The organism is Shewanella sp. Actino-trap-3 (genome assembly GCF_002836275.1).
Taxonomy (GTDB): domain Bacteria; phylum Pseudomonadota; class Gammaproteobacteria; order Enterobacterales; family Shewanellaceae; genus Shewanella; species Shewanella psychromarinicola.
The window spans coordinates 1,430,604-1,448,908 of record NZ_PJCE01000001.1; the positions used below are offsets into that span (position 1 = coordinate 1,430,604).

The window sequence follows — 18,305 nt, forward strand, 5'->3', positions numbered from 1 at the left end:
TTTGTTACTGGTAATTTTGGCCTAAGTTGTCACAATAATGGGCAACGAATAAAAACAAATAAGGACATTTTATGAACCCAGCAACAATGGCATTACTGATCCCAATTTTGGCTATTTTGGGCAGCTTTATTGTTAGTATAATGAAACTTAGAGAACGCCAAGTACGTGCGACAACAGAACAAGCAACTAATAATAAAGCATTGCATGATGAAATAAGCTCCCTACGCCAACGAATTGAAGTACTCGAAAGGGTTGTTACCGAAGATGCATACGACTTAAAACAAAAAATTAATAACGCATAAGGTGATTGAGTACTGTTAAGTACAACTAATATTCAAAGCATAAAGCCACCGCAGTGGATGGCTTTACTGTCTTGAGCACGGGGAAAGTCAAACCAGTTCCAAAATCCTTTATCTCAGCGAAAATAGGTGGTTATAGCGACCAATGGCCACTTAGTCAAAATCTCAGATACACTGCGATCATATTTTGCTGAGTCAGCGCACGTTAACATCTCAAATCGTAGACGTAAAAAAGCCCGCTATATAATAGCGGGCTTTTTCACTACTCTTTCGAGTAAATTAGGCGCCTGGAAATGACTTACTCTCGCATGGGCATATTCGACAAACTGCTGTCTTGTTTTGGCCAATAACAAACTCTACACCATAAATTACAGACGTAAAAAAGCCCGCTATATAATAGCGGGCTGTTTCACTACTCTTTCGAGTAAATTAGGCGCCTGGAAATAACCTACTCTTTTATCCCCGCGCATGGGCATATTCGACAAACTGCTGTCATGTTTTGGCGAGTAACAAACTCTACACCATAAATTGAAGACGTAAAAAAGCCCGCTATATAATAGCGGGCTGTTTCACTACTCTTTCGAGTAAATTAGGCGCCTGGAAATGACCTACTCTCGCATGGGGAGACCCCAAACTACCATCGGCGCGATTGCGTTTCACTTCTGAGTTCGGAATGGGATCAGGTGGTGCCACAATGCTATGGTTTCCAGACAAATTTGTATATCTACCGCCTTTAAGGCCGTAAATAATAATTCGGAAAGCTGATTTTTTTGAGTCTACAAAACACTACTTAAGCGCTCTATTCTAACACTAAGGTTATGCTCCCTGTCAGTACGACCTCCATGGAAGGAGGAAGTGCTAGAAAATGTCGGGAACATTTTCAGTAAAACCCATCTGGGTTGTATGGTTAAGCCTCACGGGTCATTAGTACAAGTTAGCTCAACGCCTCACAACGCTTACACACCTTGCCTATCAACGTAGTAGTCTCCTACGGCCCTTTAGAGAGCTTAAAGCTCTAGGGATGACTCATCTTAGGGCTCGCTTCCCGCTTAGATGCTTTCAGCGGTTATCGATCCCGAACGTAGCTACCGGGCAATGCCATTGGCATGACAACCCGAACACCAGCGGTTCGTCCACTCCGGTCCTCTCGTACTAGGAGCAGCTCCCTTCAATCATCCAACGCCCACGGCAGATAGGGACCGAACTGTCTCACGACGTTCTGAACCCAGCTCGCGTACCACTTTAAATGGCGAACAGCCATACCCTTGGGACCGACTTCAGCCCCAGGATGTGATGAGCCGACATCGAGGTGCCAAACACCGCCGTCGATATGAACTCTTGGGCGGTATCAGCCTGTTATCCCCGGAGTACCTTTTATCCGTTGAGCGATGGCCCTTCCATTCAGAACCACCGGATCACTATGACCTACTTTCGTACCTGCTCGACGTGTATGTCTCGCAGTTAAGCTGGCTTATGCCATTGCACTAACCGTACGATGTCCGACCGTACTTAGCCAACCTTCGTGCTCCTCCGTTACTCTTTGGGAGGAGACCGCCCCAGTCAAACTACCCACCAGGCACTGTCCCGAACCCCGATTAGGGGCCGCGGTTAGAACATCAAAACTACAAGGGTGGTATTTCAAGATTGACTCCACTCAGACTAGCGTCCAAGCTTCAAAGTCTCCCACCTATCCTACACATGTAGGTTCAATGTTCAGTGCCAAGCTATAGTAAAGGTTCACGGGGTCTTTCCGTCTAGCCGCGGGTATACGGCATCTTCACCGCAATTTCAACTTCACTGAGTCTCGGCTGGAGACAGCGTGGCCATCATTACGCCATTCGTGCAGGTCGGAACTTACCCGACAAGGAATTTCGCTACCTTAGGACCGTTATAGTTACGGCCGCCGTTTACCGGGGCTTCGATCATGAGCTTCTCCGAAGATAACCCAATCAATTAACCTTCCGGCACCGGGCAGGCGTCATACCGTATACGTCATCTTGCGATTTTGCACAGTACTGTGTTTTTGATAAACAGTTGCAGCCACCTGGTATCTGCGACTGCCAACAGCTTAAGGAGCAAGTCCTATCACCGTCGGCAGCGTACCTTCTCCCGAAGTTACGGTACCATTTTGCCTAGTTCCTTCAGCCGAGTTCTCTCAAGCGCCTTGGTATTCTCTACCCGACCACCTGTGTCGGTTTGGGGTACGATCCCCACTAACCTGAAGCTTAGAAGATTTTCCTGGAAGTATGGCATCAACTACTTCATCACCTTAGTGACTCGTCATCAGTCCTCAGTCTTGCAATTAAATGCGTATCCCCGGATTTGCCTAAGAATACAACCTACCACCTTAAACGCGGACTACCAACGCCGCGCTAGCCTAGCCTTCTCCGTCTCTCCATCGCAGTTAGTGAAGGTACAGAAATATTAATCTGTTTCCCATCGATTACGCCTTTCGGCCTCACCTTAGGGGTCGACTCACCCTGCCCCGATTAACGTTGGACAGGAACCCTTGGTCTTTCGGCGAGGGAGTTTTTCACTCCCTTTATCGTTACTCATGTCAGCATTCGCACTTCTGATACGTCCAGTGTGGGTTACCCCTTCACCTTCAACCGCTTACAGAACGCTCCTCTACCGCGCAATTCTAATGAAATGCACCCGTAGCTTCGGTGGTATGTTTAGCCCCGTTAAATCTTCCGCGCAGGCCGACTCGACTAGTGAGCTATTACGCTTTCTTTAAATGATGGCTGCTTCTAAGCCAACATCCTAGCTGTCTGAGCCTTCCCACATCGTTTCCCACTTAACATACACTTTGGGACCTTAGCTGACGGTCTGGGTTGTTTCCCTTTTGACAACGGACGTTAGCACCCGCTGTCTGTCTCCCGAGTAGTACTCATTGGTATTCGGAGTTTGCAAAGGGTTGGTAAGTCGGGATGACCCCCTAGCCTTAACAGTGCTCTACCCCCAATGGTATTCGCTCGAGGCGCTACCTAAATAGCTTTCGAGGAGAACCAGATATCTCCGAGTTTGATTGGCCTTTCACCCCCAGCCACAAGTCATCCGCTCATTTTTCAACATAAGTCGGTTCGGTCCTCCAGTTGATGTTACTCAACCTTCAACCTGCCCATGGCTAGATCACTCGGTTTCGGGTCTACACCTTGCAACTAAACGCGCAGTTAACACTCGGTTTCCCTACGGCTCCGCTATTCGCTTAACCTCGCTACAAAATGTAAGTCGCTGACCCATTATACAAAAGGTACGCAGTCACGGTCTCAAGAACCGCTCCCACTGCTTGTACGTACACGGTTTCAGGTTCTATTTCACTCCCCTCACAGGGGTTCTTTTCGCCTTTCCCTCACGGTACTGGTTCACTATCGGTCAGTCAGGAGTATTTAGCCTTGGAGGATGGTCCCCCCATATTCAAACAGGATGTCACGTGTCCCGCCTTACTCGTTTTCATCTACGGTTAGTTTTCATGTACGGGGCTATCACCCTGTGCCGCTGTGCTTTCCAACACATTCCACTAACACCCCATAGACTTAAGGGCTAATCCCCGTTCGCTCGCCGCTACTAGGGGAATCTCGGTTGATTTCTTTTCCTCTGGGTACTTAGATGTTTCAGTTCCCCAGGTTCGCCTCATAACGCTATGTATTCACGTTATGATGACCACTTATGTGGCCGGGTTTCCCCATTCGGATATCGTTAGCTCAAATGCTTATTACTAGCTCGCCAACGCTTTTCGCAAGTTATTACGTCCTTCATCGCCTCTGACTGCCAAGGCATCCACCGTATACGCTTGGTCACTTAACCATACAACCCAAATGAGTTTCACTTGCGTGAACCTCTGAGTCATATCATGACCAGCTGGTTTTTACTTGTCTCACCTCCGGGTAGGAAGTGGACTCGCCTTAGTTTTTTAGAATATTCAAGACACTTAAACAGTGTTTTGAGAACTCAAGATACTAATGCTTTCGCATCAGTATTATTTTTCGCACTAACGTAATCACACCAATAACAACGAATCATTATTCATGCGCCTTTAGTTAGTACTATCAGCTTTCCAAATTGTTAAAGAGCGGGCTTAAAAAAGCCAAAGATAAAGTTTCATTTATCTTTGGCATCTCTAACCTATGCATATGCTTATCATCATGATAAGTGTAAATGGTGGAGCTATGCGGGATCGAACCGCAGACCTCCTGCGTGCAAGGCAGGCGCTCTCCCAGCTGAGCTATAGCCCCATTTACATGCAGTTGAGATAAATATCAAGTATCCAATCATAAGATTGGCGAAGCCAAATCGAATTTTAACAAGTTAATTCAATGCGACGTTTAGTTGACTAAACGAGTATTTAATTAACGCAGATAAAATGAAGATTTGGTGGGTCAGAGTGGACTTGAACCACCGACCTCACCCTTATCAGGGGTGCGCTCTAACCAGCTGAGCTACAGACCCATTCTTTTTGGTCTTTTAATCCTTACTCGGCGTTACTTTCTTCGTTTCTCAGTCATGTGCTAAAAGCACACTCCCTGCGAAACTCATCAAGTGCCTTGATTAAGAATCAAAATCCTCAAAAATACCTTTCGATATCTTTCTCTTTCTTCTATCAAGTAATCTGTGTGAACACTCACATGCATCGCTGCACTTTTAGGTATTGAGTTAGTCGTATAGGTAAGGAGGTGATCCAGCCCCAGGTTCCCCTAGGGCTACCTTGTTACGACTTCACCCCAGTCATGAACCACAAAGTGGTGAGCGTTCTCCCGAAGGTTAAACTACCCACTTCTTTTGCAGCCCACTCCCATGGTGTGACGGGCGGTGTGTACAAGGCCCGGGAACGTATTCACCGTGGCATTCTGATCCACGATTACTAGCGATTCCGACTTCACGGAGTCGAGTTGCAGACTCCGATCCGGACTACGACAAGCTTTGTGAGATTAGCTCCACCTCGCGGCTTTGCAACCCTCTGTACTTGCCATTGTAGCACGTGTGTAGCCCTACTCGTAAGGGCCATGATGACTTGACGTCGTCCCCACCTTCCTCCGGTTTATCACCGGCAGTCTCCCTAGAGTTCCCGCCATTACGCGCTGGCAAATAAGGATAGGGGTTGCGCTCGTTGCGGGACTTAACCCAACATTTCACAACACGAGCTGACGACAGCCATGCAGCACCTGTCTCACAGTTCCCGAAGGCACAAGTCCATCTCTGGTCTCTTCTGTGGATGTCAAGAGTAGGTAAGGTTCTTCGCGTTGCATCGAATTAAACCACATGCTCCACCGCTTGTGCGGGCCCCCGTCAATTCATTTGAGTTTTAACCTTGCGGCCGTACTCCCCAGGCGGTCTACTTAATGCGTTAGCTTGGGAGCCCAGTGACTAAGTCACCAAACTCCGAGTAGACATCGTTTACGGCGTGGACTACCAGGGTATCTAATCCTGTTTGCTCCCCACGCTTTCGTGCATGAGCGTCAGTCTTTGTCCAGGGGGCCGCCTTCGCCACCGGTATTCCTCCAGATATCTACGCATTTCACCGCTACACCTGGAATTCTACCCCCCTCTACAAGACTCTAGTTCGCCAGTTCCAAATGCAATTCCCAGGTTGAGCCCGGGGATTTCACATCTGGCTTAACAAACCGCCTGCGCACGCTTTACGCCCAGTAATTCCGATTAACGCTCGGACCCTCCGTATTACCGCGGCTGCTGGCACGGAGTTAGCCGGTCCTTCTTCTGTAGGTAACGTCACAGTAACGGGCTATTAACACGCTACCTTTCCTCCCTACTGAAAGTGCTTTACAACCCGAAGGCCTTCTTCACACACGCGGCATGGCTGCATCAGGGTTTCCCCCATTGTGCAATATTCCCCACTGCTGCCTCCCGTAGGAGTCTGGGCCGTGTCTCAGTCCCAGTGTGGCTGATCATCCTCTCAGAACAGCTAGGGATCGTCGCCTTGGTGAGCCATTACCTCACCAACTAGCTAATCCCACCTAGGTTCATCCTGTCGCGGAAGGCCCGAAGGTCCCCTCCTTTCCCCCGTAGGGCGTATGCGGTATTAGCAGTCGTTTCCAACTGTTATCCCCCTCGACTGGGCAGATCCCTAGGCATTACTCACCCGTCCGCCGCTCGTCACCTCAGGAGCAAGCTCCCTTGTGTTACCGCTCGACTTGCATGTGTTAGGCCTGCCGCCAGCGTTCAATCTGAGCCATGATCAAACTCTTCAATTAAAGTTTTTTGAAAACCCCACTCTTACAAGTAAGAACGATGCTTTCGGCTCAATGAATTCTGATTTCATTAATTAGACTCGGAAGAATCTAAATAATGTTTGTACATATTACTATGAACACTCATCGTTGCATTGAGTTGAAATTTTTTGATTGCCAACATTCCGAAGAACAGAAGACAATTTCGAATAACTCAATACCTGTGAATGTCCACACAGATTACTTGATAAATTGTTAAAGAGCGTTGATGCTATCTTTCATGCATCGCCGTAAGACGCTAGGTCATTGGCTTGGGCTGCGCATTCTACGCAATCCTTATTCAGCGTCAAGTGTTTTTTCAAACTTCTTTTTCGCTTTGTTATCTTGTCATATTATTCATTTTTGCAAATAATATTTAAGTCAACAAACTGCAGCGGCCTGTGCCGTTCCAGTGGTTGCGCATTATAGGGAGCTGAGGCTTTTGCGCAAGACTTTTTCCACCAAACACTTCTGAGTGGCGTTTATTCAGCCAAAATGTGGTATTTTTACTCGTTTTATCGTGATGAGGCCTAATAAACCTGAGTTGCGGATATAAATCGAACTAAAAGCCTAAGTCGTGAATGGGTCGCTTATCTATGTTGTTGTCAACTAAATTTGGCCACGGCTGTAAAATCTAACCAAGATCTTGACTCTGATTCATTTACGCTCAATCCTGCATTCTGATGATGAGCCTTAACTTGGCTAATCTTAATTTTGCTAATGATATAGTCGCTCAAATCTTGCTTGGCATAAATAACAATCTTGTCTCCCTGTCCCGCTATCGATTCTGTTTTTAAATACCTGAATAACCGCGCCACCGCTACATTAATAGCCGTTAACATGTTGACTCATGCTTTGATTATCTAGGGGTGCCATCATCGTTGATAGTATTTAAGGCTACTATAATGACAGCCTTCGACTGATCACTTATATATTTCAGCCGAAAAAGCTGAGCATTAAATATCTCAGCTTGAAAAGGCAATGCTTATGCGGATTTTAGGTTAATGACATTATCTTGATTCAAATTTGTGTAAATTTAACCTGTTAGGCTTAGCTACGGACAATCATCAACCACAGACCGCTCAACGTTTCGCGGTCAGTGGTCTAATTGATGGTATAGTCTCCTTAAGAAAGGAATGTAATTATTAGCCTTTAAAATCAAATAGATGCACAATAATACTTATCCATTTAGTTCATTTAGTTCAATTTCGATGCCAAAGCAATTTTTAAATTCTTTTGTGCCCGTTCAAAATACGATGGTGAACTGTCGATTGCTTTTTGAAACATTTCAATTGCCTTTTGATAGTGACCTTCCAGCATCAAGAAATACCCTAGGTCATTAAATGCATCAGCTTTTGTCATTGTCTGTTCAAAACTGACTAATGCTTTCCCATATTGTCCCTTGCGAATGTAAATCAATCCAAGATTTGACCAAGCCCGTCCAAAATTTGAATCGTCTTTCAATGCTTGTCTGAAATAATATTCCGCATTGACAAGATCGCCCGTCAGATAGTAAGAATAACCAAAATTTGTAGAAATTACTGCCGATTGTGGCTGAAAATCTAACACCAACCTAAAATAGTCTTTCGCTTTATCATGGTTATTTTCTAGGTCTTCCAAGATCGCAATGGCGTTATAGACCCTTAGTGGAGATAATTCATCAAGCGCAATAGAATGTTCTATCCCTTGTTCAATATCAAGACTATTCAGTCGCTGTTGGTCAATCGCGATAGCTTGTTCTAAATGCTTACGCGCTCGGGTATAGAAGCGTTGGTCAAACTCTAGTATCCCTAACTCTGCATTGGCTAGCAGGTGTTGAGGCGCTAGCATTAATGTCTCATTATAGGCACGGTTTGCAATATCATCATTTCCTTTTGCCATATGTATTCTTGCAATTTTATATAACGTCTCAGGATTAGACTTATTAAAGTCCAATGCCTGGATATAAGAATATAACGCCTTATCAAAATTACCTGTTCGTTCTTCATCCATTGCACGATCTAATGCCTGTAGTTCTGATTGAGGGGAACCTACACTCATGGCTACGTGAGATTGCCCTTGATACAAATCCTGACGATGAGGTTTTTCGGCTACTGCTGGTGTCACCTCAGAAGAAGCACAGCCGCTAAGATAGAGAAACGCGCCTATAACTAAAATTCGAAATACTTGCTCAGTCAGTTTTTGTAATATCAGCATTAATCTTTCTCCTTAATGATATTCTGTGAATAAAAACGCCTCGTTAAAAAGCTTGCCCCCACACTTTCATGACTTTAAGCACCGCGGGTCCCACTGCGACGATAAAAAATGATGGCCATATACACAACATCATAGGAAAAATCATCTTTACAGCTATTTTAGCAGCCTGCTCTTCCGCCTGTTGTAAGCGCTTGTCACGGTATTCATCAGAGAATACCCTCAACGTCTCCGCAATGCCGGTACCTAAACGGATACTTTGGGAAATGGCTGAATTTAATCCCTTAATGTCCTCCAATCCGGTTCGCTCAGTGAATTCATTCAGTGCGACCTTAATTGAAAGGCCCGCTCTAACCTTTTTGCAGACCAGATCCAGCTCTCCGGCTAAACTTGGATGACTTAATGACAGTACATTTGCCACACGCTGTAACGCCGCCATTAAACCAAGACCAGCCTCACAACACACTACCAGTAGATCCAATGCATCAGGAAAGCCTACTTTTAAGGTGCGCATACGGCTTCTTGCCATGGCAGTTAATATCAACGATGGAGTCAAAAAAGTCACACCCATGATAAAAAATCCTATGTACGCAATGATAATGCCCGATGCATTGGGCATTATCTGCAACACAATAACGGTTAGGATTGCACCAATAATTAATAGCAATAGTCTTACTGCACTAAAGATTGCCAAGGCATTTTCAGAATGTAGACCTGCATGGATTAATAATCGCCTAGTTTCATTATTGGACAGATTCAGATATGGCAACTTACCCAGTTTACCAATGCCATGCTCTAACGTTTTGTTTACCTCATAACGGTCTTCTAGACCTTGTTCTCCATCATTGTTGATATTATGCAAGCGTCTACGAATAGGCGAGTATATACCGCTCACCAAAAAAGAAATGGACAATGCCAGCGTGACGCCCGCCATTGCAGCTAAAACATAAATGGCCCATTCAGCATACTCTTGATTGCCGAATACTCCATTGAAGAGTCCTATTAAATAGTCCATATCACATATCAATCCTAATCAATTTGCTGAGCCAAAGCCCACCCAGAGTCATGCCAATGGCTCCCCAAATTAGCAAGCGTTTTCCATCCTCTGTTCCTGTCAGTTCCGACACATAACCAGGAGTCTGAAAATAGATCACCGCAAATAATACGAATGGCAATAAAATCAAGATCCAGGCAGATAATCTGCCTTCGGCTGAAAGGGTACGAACGCGGCGTTTAAACATAAATCGTTGCCGAATAACTTGAGACAAGTTTTTGATGTTCTCGGCGAGATTCCCCCCGGTCTCCTTTTGCACCATCACGGCACTAGAAAAGGCCATAGCGGAGACACTGGGAACACGCTCGATAAAGCCTAAAATGGCTCTTCTAGTATCTTTTGTGTAATTAATATTGGCGAACATTAAACTGAATTCTTTCGCTAACGGCCCATCCATTTCTTCTGTTACCAACTTCACTGCATCTGAAAATGAATATCCTGCCTGCAATGCTCTCCTTAATACATCGAGTGCGTCAGGGAAACTCGCCTCTATGGCATCCATTCTTTTGGTAGTATCTCTATTTAACTTAAAGTAGAACATCATGATGCAAATACATACAACAAATATGCTAACAAGTGGTTCTTTAAAATAATACCAACTCAGCCCACCCAAAATTGTCGCTGATACCAAGGCTAGAATGATAAATTGATGCCCTAATAATTTATAATCAGCCAACTCCATTCGATAACTTAAGTTATCAATAAATTCGAATTTTTCAAGAAACCTTCCTATAGGGCCTATTTTACTTAACTTATTCTTTCGCAATATTGATGTTTCGAGCAGCCCGTCACCTGACTCCTCTGACATCTTTTTAAGCCGCTTTCGAACCTGAGATGTATTTGTCCTTTGCGGACTATAAACGGGAAGGAATAATGCCTGTGAGAGAAACAGAACCGCGACAAAAATCAATCCTAAAAAGATAATTTCATTGGATGGCATTTATTACGCTCCTAAAATTTTGCAAACGGATCACCACAGTTAAAGAGATTAAAAGGTAATTCGATACCATGTTGCTTCAACTTGGCATGGAAACCTGGGATAACCCCTGTTGCCGAGAAAGTTCCCTTGATATAGCCTTCGCTATCTTTTCCTTCGCGTGAAAATCTGAATATCTCGGACATGGTAATGATGTCGCCCTCCATGCCGTTAATTTCCTGAATACTAATGATTCGACGCCGGCCATCCTCTTGTCGCTCCAATTGCACAACCAGATCGATTGCCGATGCAATTTGGGTTCGAATATTACTCACTGGCATGTCAAAACCTGCCATACAAACCATATACTCAAGCCTACCCAAAGCATCTCTTGGACTATTGGCATGAAGGGTCGTTAACGATCCATCATGTCCAGTGTTCATTGCCGTCAACATATCTAAGGCTTCGCCACCTCGAACTTCGCCCACCACGATTCTATCTGGTCTCATTCTCAAGCAATTTTTAACTAAATCTCGTTGACTAACCTGTCCCTTGCCTTCGATATTTTGAGGTCGGGTTTCTAATCTAACAGTATGAGGTTGCTGTAATTGTAGCTCTGCTGAATCTTCAATCGTGATAATTCTCTCATCCGATGGAATATATCCTGATAACATATTCAACAAGGTGGTTTTACCACTGCCAGTCCCCCCTGAAACCAAGATATTCAACTTCCCTTTAACGACAGCTTGCAAGAGCTGATCCATCTGCTGAGTCATGGAACCTAATTCAATCAGTTCTTTGGCTGTCAATTTATCAACTGCGAATCTTCGGATAGATAATGATGGTCCATCTAGAGCTAGGGGCGGAATGATGGCATTAACCCGAGAGCCATCGGCCAACCTAGCATCGACCATAGGAGATGATTCATCGATCCGTCGCCCAACACTAGACACTATTCGATCTATGATATTAAGCAAATGTGAATCATTGTGAAATTTAATGTTTGCTTTTTCCAGTTTTCCTTTGCGCTCAATATAAACTCTGTCATATGAATTAACTAAAATATCCGAGATTGAAGGGTCCGCTAACAAGGTTTCAAGAGGCCCTAATCCCAAGACTTCATCGATTATCAGTTTTATTAACTTACGTCTAGACGATAGATTAATGGGGATACGAAGATCATTAATAAGACGTTCACAAATCTCACTTATCTGTTCCCGAGCCTTATCTTTAGAAATAGTTTCAATTAGAGACAGATCCATCATGCTTAAGAGACTGTCATATAATTTGATTTTTATCTCTTGCTCCTCGGCACTCAAGGGTTGCAGAGAACTGTCATTGGATAAGCTATTGGTGTAATCCATAATTTATTTTCCCAAGAGACGAGACCAAAAACTAACCGTAGAATTACCCTGTTCATCTTCTCGAGGCATCATATCTTCAGTTAATGTTTTAAAGTCACCGTACATTCGTTGACGCTTGGCAACTTTATTAATAGGTTTACCCGTATCCTCACATTGACTCGCCAACTTATAATCATTGGCTACAATATATACAGAATCAATACCGGTAGCGTTCTTAATGTCGTTAATATTTATATTGGTATTTGATTTATCATACCTATTAACTAGTATATGTATTTTCCCCTTATCAACCCCCATATGATTGACTAACTGTTTCACTAATGCCTTGGTCTCACGAATTATCATTAAATTTTGTTGGGCGACAATTAAAATTTTCGCATTCGCCAGCAGTTCTCGATTCCAACTTTCAGGGCCACGAGAAATATCTAAAATAACTTGATTGAAATGTTGTCGGCACTTCCAAACTAAGTCAGAAACTTTACTCAAATTTATTCTATCGTGAGCATTAAGTAGCGAAAATGGTGCCGCTGCAAGTAAATTTAAGTTGCCCAGGTTGATCATCGAACTTCTAAGAGCAACTTCATCCATGTCGTCCAAAACCTGCAGGGCATCAGCAATGAAATACTTAGGCTCTACGCCTAAAATATGCGCCAAGGAGCCATTGTGTAAATCAGTGTCCAGAAGTGCGACCTCAAAATTATCTCTCTCGGCTGCAATGACCGCTAAACAAGCAGAAATAAAACTCGCACCAGCGCCACCCTTGCCATTTACAACTGCAAGCACAGGAGCCAATTCAGCTCGTTCACTCAAGCGATCAGACACCTTTGTTAATGAATTTAATAATTCAATATCAGGGGCATCGATTGGAATAAAGTCACTGACACCTAGTTGAATTGCGTGTCTTAAAATGGCCTGAGGGGTATCTCGTCCTAAAATGATAATTTCAACTTTATAGCCAACAGCACACGCTAATGCTTTCTGTGCTAATAATTCTTCATTTGGCAAAACGAGTAGCACTAAATTAAATGGCTTACCGAAGACATCCATCACCTTGTTGCCAGAGAGATCTGATGTTTTTTCCCAGGTTAAATTGACGCATTGAGTCAAGTTAGTCTCAATCTGAGGCAAAAATTCTTTTTGTGCCCCAATCAAAAGCACATTGATCGGAAAAGGCATATAAAAATTGATTAGCTGCTTCGAAGAAGTGTCAAAGGTTTCATTACCATCTGATCGTACAGATTTTTCCATGTGCTCAACCTTAAGTTATTTTTTATAAGACCTAATATTCACTATAGTATTAATTCTTAGATTAATTTTTATATTAATGGTTTTATTTATTGGCAATTTATGGTTCCTCCAGGAAACACGCCTAAACTCTCCCGGGACAAGGTGGTCGTGAAAACAGGGGAGTTTAGCGTCTTATGTAATCCAGGTACCCAGAAGTCGTGCTGGTAATTTAGGATCTCAGCCCGCACGATTTCAATATCGGAGCCGGTTACAACGCTACCATCGGCTGCCAAATAATGAATGACAAGATTGCTATTATTTAAATTTGGCACGAGTTTCACGCCTTTGAAGAGCGCCAGATTATTAATGTCTGTGCTTGCTTGGCACACTATGGCCAATCGTGCTGCTCGCCTAGATGCTTCCTGCAGCACGCTGTAGGTATAGATTAAGCGCCCCACCTCTATAGCACTAAAAAGCAGTACAAAAAACACCCCTGCTACTATGGCAAATTCAACCACATAAACCCCTTTTTCTTGCTTCATAGTGCTGTCACCGCATAGTGAGTATTGAGATTAAAACTGAGATCGACCGAGTCCCCCAATCCAAATGTAGTTAACCCTTCACCAAACAATGGCTGCCAGTCATAGCTGACATCAATAACCAAACGACGACTGCCAACCGGCGACTCAAGGATACTGACATTGCCAATGGTTAAACCACTGAGCAAAGGGATCCCACCACTGTTTATCGTGCCGTAAACCAATAAATTTTTTGCCTTAGATATACAATTGTTACATTCTGCATCTATCAGGGGATTGGGTAACCTTGATGTTTGTCTCGTGTCCGCGTTATGACTCAAGAAAATACCTGCATCTCGCACCAATTTAGTGAGCGTATTGTACTGGAACATTAATCGTCCCAATTCTGCAGTGGCAAACACCAGCAGTAACATAAAAGGCAATAATAGGGTCATCTCAATAGCTGCAACCCCTTTTTGTGACTGATAATTCATCTTTATCTCCTAGGAATCAGGACTATCAGGGTCTCGGTATAAGACAATGGTATGGTTATTACTGATAAAATCGGGGTCAGTAGAAGCATTACCCGTTCCCGTGCATTCTGAAACAAATTGCCCAATAACAAACGATTCTTGACCCCCTTGGGCAACATCTTGTACCAGGAAGAAACACCCTGCGGTTTTGACTTCGATATCATTTCGGCCATTGGTTAAGCCATCACAGACACCAATGACCACTGGCATTTCACGTCTATGGTTAATTTCAACAGTGGTGTCTATGCAAGCAGAGGGTCCCTCATCTGTGACATATTGGCTATGAGAATAAAATGCAGCGCCTGGATTGGCTATATCACCATTAGCATCAAGGTTGACACGTTCACCCTGACAGATGTTCCTGTCTCTGGGATGATCCGTCGAGTTCACGCCTCCGCCTTGGTATTGATCAAAACGGGTATTGAGTCCTTGAGAGACGGGTCCAACCTTATTACCCGGCTCGGTTGGTACCGTATCACCAGCACCGATACAAGCTTCGGTTGAGAACCCACCAGCCAAGGATTCACGAACAACTGAAGCACCAACACCGTCCAAGGCAAGCAGTTGAAAGTTTCCAGGACCAATGGCAGGACTTCCAGCCTGCGTTGAACCAGATTTCATCGCAAATAATTTATCTGTTTCTATGCCATAGGGCGCTGGAGTAACATTCCCATTAGCATCCGTTACCGAATAGTTTGGATCATCATTCATGGCGCACACCAATAAAGGCACTAACTTATTGTTACAGGCAAGGTCGGTACTGCGACCCGCAACGGCAGATGCTCTGACACGTTTATTGAAGCTCAGGAGTTGAGCCAAGTAATTATCTAGGCCAATATTCTCAACCCGTATACGTATATATTGACTTCCTTCGACGGTAACGGGCGTGAAAGGATAAGGTAATGCAGAAAACTCAACGGCGATATTACTGCTCACTTGAGTTGAATTAAAATTTACTGGGCTAAAACTTACGTTGGTTTCCAACTCATTGTTCTCTTGATATGAAAGATTATGGGCCAGCATAGTCACCGCAGCCTCGCGAGCCTCTTCAAGCGTTGCGCCACTGTCCAAAATTTTGGCAGCATGCAGGGAAGACGCATCGACCGCATTTTGCAATCGGCCTTTACTCAGCAGCATATGACTCCCATCTAGTGCCAATGCTGCAACAGCCAAAATTGCAAATAGGCCAATGGTAAACATTATCAAAATGGCACCCTTTTCACGACTTGGCAGTTTGTGCTTCAGTGATTGATTTTTTTTGGTCGTAATGTTCATATCGCCCTCCAAAAGATAGATCCCCAGCTTGCTATGCTAGTTATCTATAATAGACGACCCAATATCTTTCGATTCTGTCGGCTTCTGATTACTCTTTCGATACTCAAGCATCACTTGACGGCCATAATTACCTTCAAGACTCAGTACCACTCCGTTGTTTCGTTCTGTTGCATCTGGGTCAAGTATTTGTACTTGTTTTACTTGCTGATAACTTTCATTCATCGCAAAATCATACTGATTGGCGCAGGCTGATAACAAGAGAACACTTGAAGCCAAAATAAGCTTTTGTCGTAACGCGATTGTAGAGTTAAAAATAGTCATGACCTAGCCTCCAATTTAAAGTGAGTGTCCATACTTTTGCTGTGTGCCACTGTTCTCAATTGCAATGTCAGACACGACAGGTTCATAAGGCATATCAGATCTCTGTTTGGGTTGCGATTTAGTGGACATCTTACCTAACAAATAAAAATCGAGATCTGAAGGAGAAACAAAGCCATCCGTGGGTAAGGAAATGTCTTTTTTATTGAACGGTCTGACGAGACGAGGAGTGACCAAGATAATCAGTTCGGTCTGCCCACTACGAAAGTTCTTACTCGAGAATAACTGACCAAATATGGGGACATCGCCTAAGCCAGGTATTTTATCTATGTTCTCTCTTAGGTTGTCACTAATCAGCCCACTAATGGCGATAGTTTGACCATCGGCCAATTCTACTGTCGTCGCAGTACTGCGCTTAACCAAAGAGGGGACAACCAAAAGAGAACTTGTATTGCTGTTTGATATCCCGACTGCATTGGCATTACTGAGCTCACTGACAACGACACTGAGATTTAAATTAATTTGTCCCGAGTCCAGTACAGTGGGCAAAAATTTAACTCCTACCCCAAAGTCTCGATAACTAATGGTAGTACGACCATCCCTATCGGGGATCGGTACAGGGAATTCTCCACCGGATAAAAACTCGGCGGCCTGGCCGCTCATGGCTGTCACGTTAGGTTCAGCTAATACCTTGGCTAAGCCATTTTGCTTTGCCACATCGAGGGCAAAATTCATCAGCAAATCTTCATTTATATACTGAGCGAAAAATCCTTTACTGGTCACGCCACCTATCCCAGAGTCAACAAAACCACCGCCGCCGCCAACAATTCCGCCTGATAATTGTGACCCCTGATTGAACGCTAAAAATTTAGAATCAAATTGGCGTGCCACTTCACGCTGCACTTCTGCAACAACAACCTCAAGCATGACCTGATGCCCCCCCCCTATCGTCATCATATTCAGTACAGCGCTCTTTGGCTCACCTATTGTTGGAGCAGAATCAACATAGGCCTGTGCTAACTCGATAGCCGTATTCATTTTTTGCAAGTTAGAAGCCTGACCACTGAGCAATAACTGCCCCTGAGAAGTCTGTACCGCCAATTTCTCCGTTGGCAAAAACTCATGTAAACGTAACTTTAGACCGTTGAGGTCATGGGTGACTTCGATATCCATGACGCTACTAAGCACATCATTTTTATCCCAAACCATAATATTGGTGCTGCCCAATTTTTTACCTAGGATATAAAGCTCATTTTTGGGTAGCAACTTAATATCGGCAATACCTGGGTTGCCCACCGACACCCGGTGTACAGATTTAGGTAACTGGAGAACTCGTGATTTAAAAATGGGGATCAACTTAAGTTCTCTTGAAGGATCAAACGGGCCGCCAGAAAATGCTAAGCCATGAAACATCATTGAAAAAACAGCTAAAAAACAGCATCCTAGCTTGGAAAAGTTGCCAATTGAACTCAGCATGGTGCACTCCTTTTAAACGATCTTATTAATTGAGATAAGCAGTAAAATCGATCAATTATTTACTTTAATCTCTTGTTCTTGCATGCCTTTTAAAATCAATATTTTTTCATTTCGGTTAGGAGACTGTGCATATAGCACTTTTTCTACTGGCTTACTGACTTGAACCGGTGCGGATTTGGGGGCTAAGCCCATTAAAGGTGCACTTGTCGGTTCGGGCTTGTTTATTGCCGCAATATTTATCGGTTCATTATCATTGGGATTTCTTAGGGCCAACTGCAGTGTTCCACGTCCTTCGGCGACCAAAAGCGCTTCCGCTTGATCTAGGGTCAACTCCAGCGTCACAGCTCGCACCAACATAGGCTTATTTTCATCATTTGAAGCGCGTTGATCGATAGCCAAGATCTTAACGTTTGAAAGTACAATATCTGTTTTGTAGCCATCTTGATTAAACAGATTAATGACATCGACTCGATTGCCCGGCAACAAGAACCCTGCAACGCCGACGATATCATTGACCCGAATAGTGACGGCTCGCATTTTAGGCTGGATGAGACTGGCCAAGGAGCTCCCCTCACCCTTCTTATTCAACTTCTCTTCGCGTAATATCTCGCCCTGAAAGATTTTTTGATTAGTAATTTTACCTTCTGCATCTTCAAATTTCTTCACTGAGCCTTTAGAAATAATGGCATCAGGAAAAGAGCTCATTACAAGATGTTTTCTTTCAACTATGGTTCCCATAGGCACCATAGTTGCCATGGTTACCACACTTGCAGACTGATCAGAACTGGGTTGACTGGCATTAGACTTTAACCAGTTTTGTGCTAGATAAACGGCAAATATACCAAATATTAGTGATAAAACGACGAATAATAACGTTTTGCTCGTCATAATGAACTCCCTTTATTATC

12 protein-coding genes, 2 tRNA genes and 3 rRNA genes are annotated in these 18,305 nt (G+C 43.9%); 1 reads left to right on the plus strand and 16 read right to left on the minus strand.

The features are described from left to right. Positions 1-71: 71 nt before the first annotated feature. The gene (locus CXF80_RS06160) at positions 72-302 is read left to right on the plus strand and encodes a hypothetical protein (RefSeq protein ID WP_101032051.1); all 231 of its coding nucleotides are present in this window, start codon (positions 72-74) and stop codon (positions 300-302) included. Between the two features lie 592 nt (positions 303-894). Here CXF80_RS06160 and rrf read toward each other — a convergent pair. From rrf to cpaB, 16 genes are all read right to left on the minus strand, one after another. Further along, positions 895-1,010 (minus strand): 5S ribosomal RNA (gene rrf / locus CXF80_RS06165). Between the two features lie 192 nt (positions 1,011-1,202). After that, positions 1,203-4,106, minus strand: a 23S ribosomal RNA gene (locus CXF80_RS06170). Positions 4,107-4,458: 352 nt separating this feature from the next. Beyond that, positions 4,459-4,534 (minus strand) — tRNA-Ala (locus CXF80_RS06175). A 137-nt stretch (positions 4,535-4,671) separates the two neighbouring features. Further along, a tRNA-Ile gene (locus CXF80_RS06180) sits at positions 4,672-4,748 on the minus strand. A 217-nt stretch (positions 4,749-4,965) separates the two neighbouring features. After that, positions 4,966-6,508: ribosomal RNA gene (locus CXF80_RS06185) — 16S ribosomal RNA — on the minus strand. The 16S, 23S and 5S rRNA genes sit together here with 2 tRNA genes alongside, the layout of an rRNA operon. Before the next feature lie 1,212 nt (positions 6,509-7,720). Continuing rightward, positions 7,721-8,719: a tetratricopeptide repeat protein gene (locus tag CXF80_RS06195; protein WP_101032053.1), complete on the minus strand. Its 999-nt coding sequence runs from the start codon at positions 8,717-8,719 to the stop codon at positions 7,721-7,723. Positions 8,720-8,762: 43 nt separating this feature from the next. Beyond that, positions 8,763-9,731, minus strand: coding sequence for a type II secretion system F family protein (locus CXF80_RS06200; protein WP_101032054.1), 969 nt, complete (start codon positions 9,729-9,731; stop codon positions 8,763-8,765). 1 nt (position 9,732) lies between these two features. Continuing rightward, positions 9,733-10,710 (minus strand): type II secretion system F family protein, encoded by a 978-nt coding sequence (locus CXF80_RS06205; protein ID WP_101032055.1) that lies wholly within the window; start codon positions 10,708-10,710, stop codon positions 9,733-9,735. Between the two features lie 11 nt (positions 10,711-10,721). Further along, positions 10,722-12,050 (minus strand): CpaF family protein, encoded by a 1,329-nt coding sequence (locus tag CXF80_RS06210; RefSeq protein WP_101032056.1) that lies wholly within the window; start codon positions 12,048-12,050, stop codon positions 10,722-10,724. Positions 12,051-12,053: 3 nt separating this feature from the next. Further along, on the minus strand, positions 12,054-13,298 hold the full coding sequence (locus CXF80_RS06215; protein WP_101032057.1) for an AAA family ATPase: 1,245 nt from the start codon (positions 13,296-13,298) through the stop codon (positions 12,054-12,056). Positions 13,299-13,384: 86 nt separating this feature from the next. Next, positions 13,385-13,819, minus strand: coding sequence for a TadE/TadG family type IV pilus assembly protein (locus tag CXF80_RS06220; protein ID WP_101032058.1), 435 nt, complete (start codon positions 13,817-13,819; stop codon positions 13,385-13,387). Continuing rightward, positions 13,816-14,289, minus strand: a complete 474-nt coding sequence (locus CXF80_RS06225; protein WP_101032059.1) for a TadE/TadG family type IV pilus assembly protein — start codon at positions 14,287-14,289, stop codon at positions 13,816-13,818. Before CXF80_RS06225 ends, CXF80_RS06220 begins: the two co-directional genes overlap by 4 nt. Before the next feature lie 9 nt (positions 14,290-14,298). Beyond that, positions 14,299-15,603 carry a pilus assembly protein TadG-related protein gene (locus tag CXF80_RS06230; RefSeq protein WP_101032060.1) on the minus strand — a complete coding sequence of 435 codons (1,305 nt, stop codon included), beginning with the start codon at positions 15,601-15,603 and terminating at the stop codon, positions 14,299-14,301. 36 nt (positions 15,604-15,639) lie between these two features. Next, positions 15,640-15,924, minus strand: coding sequence for a hypothetical protein (locus tag CXF80_RS06235; RefSeq protein WP_232772053.1), 285 nt, complete (start codon positions 15,922-15,924; stop codon positions 15,640-15,642). Positions 15,925-15,939: 15 nt separating this feature from the next. Next, entirely contained in the window at positions 15,940-17,397 is a 1,458-nt protein-coding gene (locus CXF80_RS06240) for a type II and III secretion system protein family protein (RefSeq protein ID WP_101032061.1), read from the minus strand. Between the two features lie 51 nt (positions 17,398-17,448). Beyond that, positions 17,449-18,285 (minus strand): Flp pilus assembly protein CpaB, encoded by an 837-nt coding sequence (gene cpaB, locus CXF80_RS06245; RefSeq protein ID WP_101032062.1) that lies wholly within the window; start codon positions 18,283-18,285, stop codon positions 17,449-17,451. Between the last annotated feature and the right edge of the window lie 20 nt (positions 18,286-18,305).

Bases quoted from the DNA above. Each gene is read 5' to 3' on its own strand.
- CXF80_RS06230 (WP_101032060.1), bottom strand. From the start codon at position 15,603: ATGAACATTACGACCAAAAAAAATCAATCACTGAAGCACAAACTGCCA.
- CXF80_RS06205 (WP_101032055.1), bottom strand. From the start codon at position 10,710: ATGCCATCCAATGAAATTATCTTTTTAGGATTGATTTTTGTCGCGGTT.
- CXF80_RS06195 (WP_101032053.1), bottom strand. From the start codon at position 8,719: ATGCTGATATTACAAAAACTGACTGAGCAAGTATTTCGAATTTTAGTT.
- CXF80_RS06160 (WP_101032051.1), top strand. From the start codon at position 72: ATGAACCCAGCAACAATGGCATTACTGATCCCAATTTTGGCTATTTTG.
- CXF80_RS06220 (WP_101032058.1), bottom strand. From the start codon at position 13,819: ATGAAGCAAGAAAAAGGGGTTTATGTGGTTGAATTTGCCATAGTAGCA.
- CXF80_RS06210 (WP_101032056.1), bottom strand. From the start codon at position 12,050: ATGGATTACACCAATAGCTTATCCAATGACAGTTCTCTGCAACCCTTG.
- CXF80_RS06235 (WP_232772053.1), bottom strand. From the start codon at position 15,924: ATGACTATTTTTAACTCTACAATCGCGTTACGACAAAAGCTTATTTTG.
- CXF80_RS06200 (WP_101032054.1), bottom strand. From the start codon at position 9,731: ATGGACTATTTAATAGGACTCTTCAATGGAGTATTCGGCAATCAAGAG.
- cpaB (WP_101032062.1), bottom strand. From the start codon at position 18,285: ATGACGAGCAAAACGTTATTATTCGTCGTTTTATCACTAATATTTGGT.
- CXF80_RS06225 (WP_101032059.1), bottom strand. From the start codon at position 14,289: ATGAATTATCAGTCACAAAAAGGGGTTGCAGCTATTGAGATGACCCTA.
- CXF80_RS06215 (WP_101032057.1), bottom strand. From the start codon at position 13,298: ATGGAAAAATCTGTACGATCAGATGGTAATGAAACCTTTGACACTTCT.
- CXF80_RS06240 (WP_101032061.1), bottom strand. From the start codon at position 17,397: ATGCTGAGTTCAATTGGCAACTTTTCCAAGCTAGGATGCTGTTTTTTA.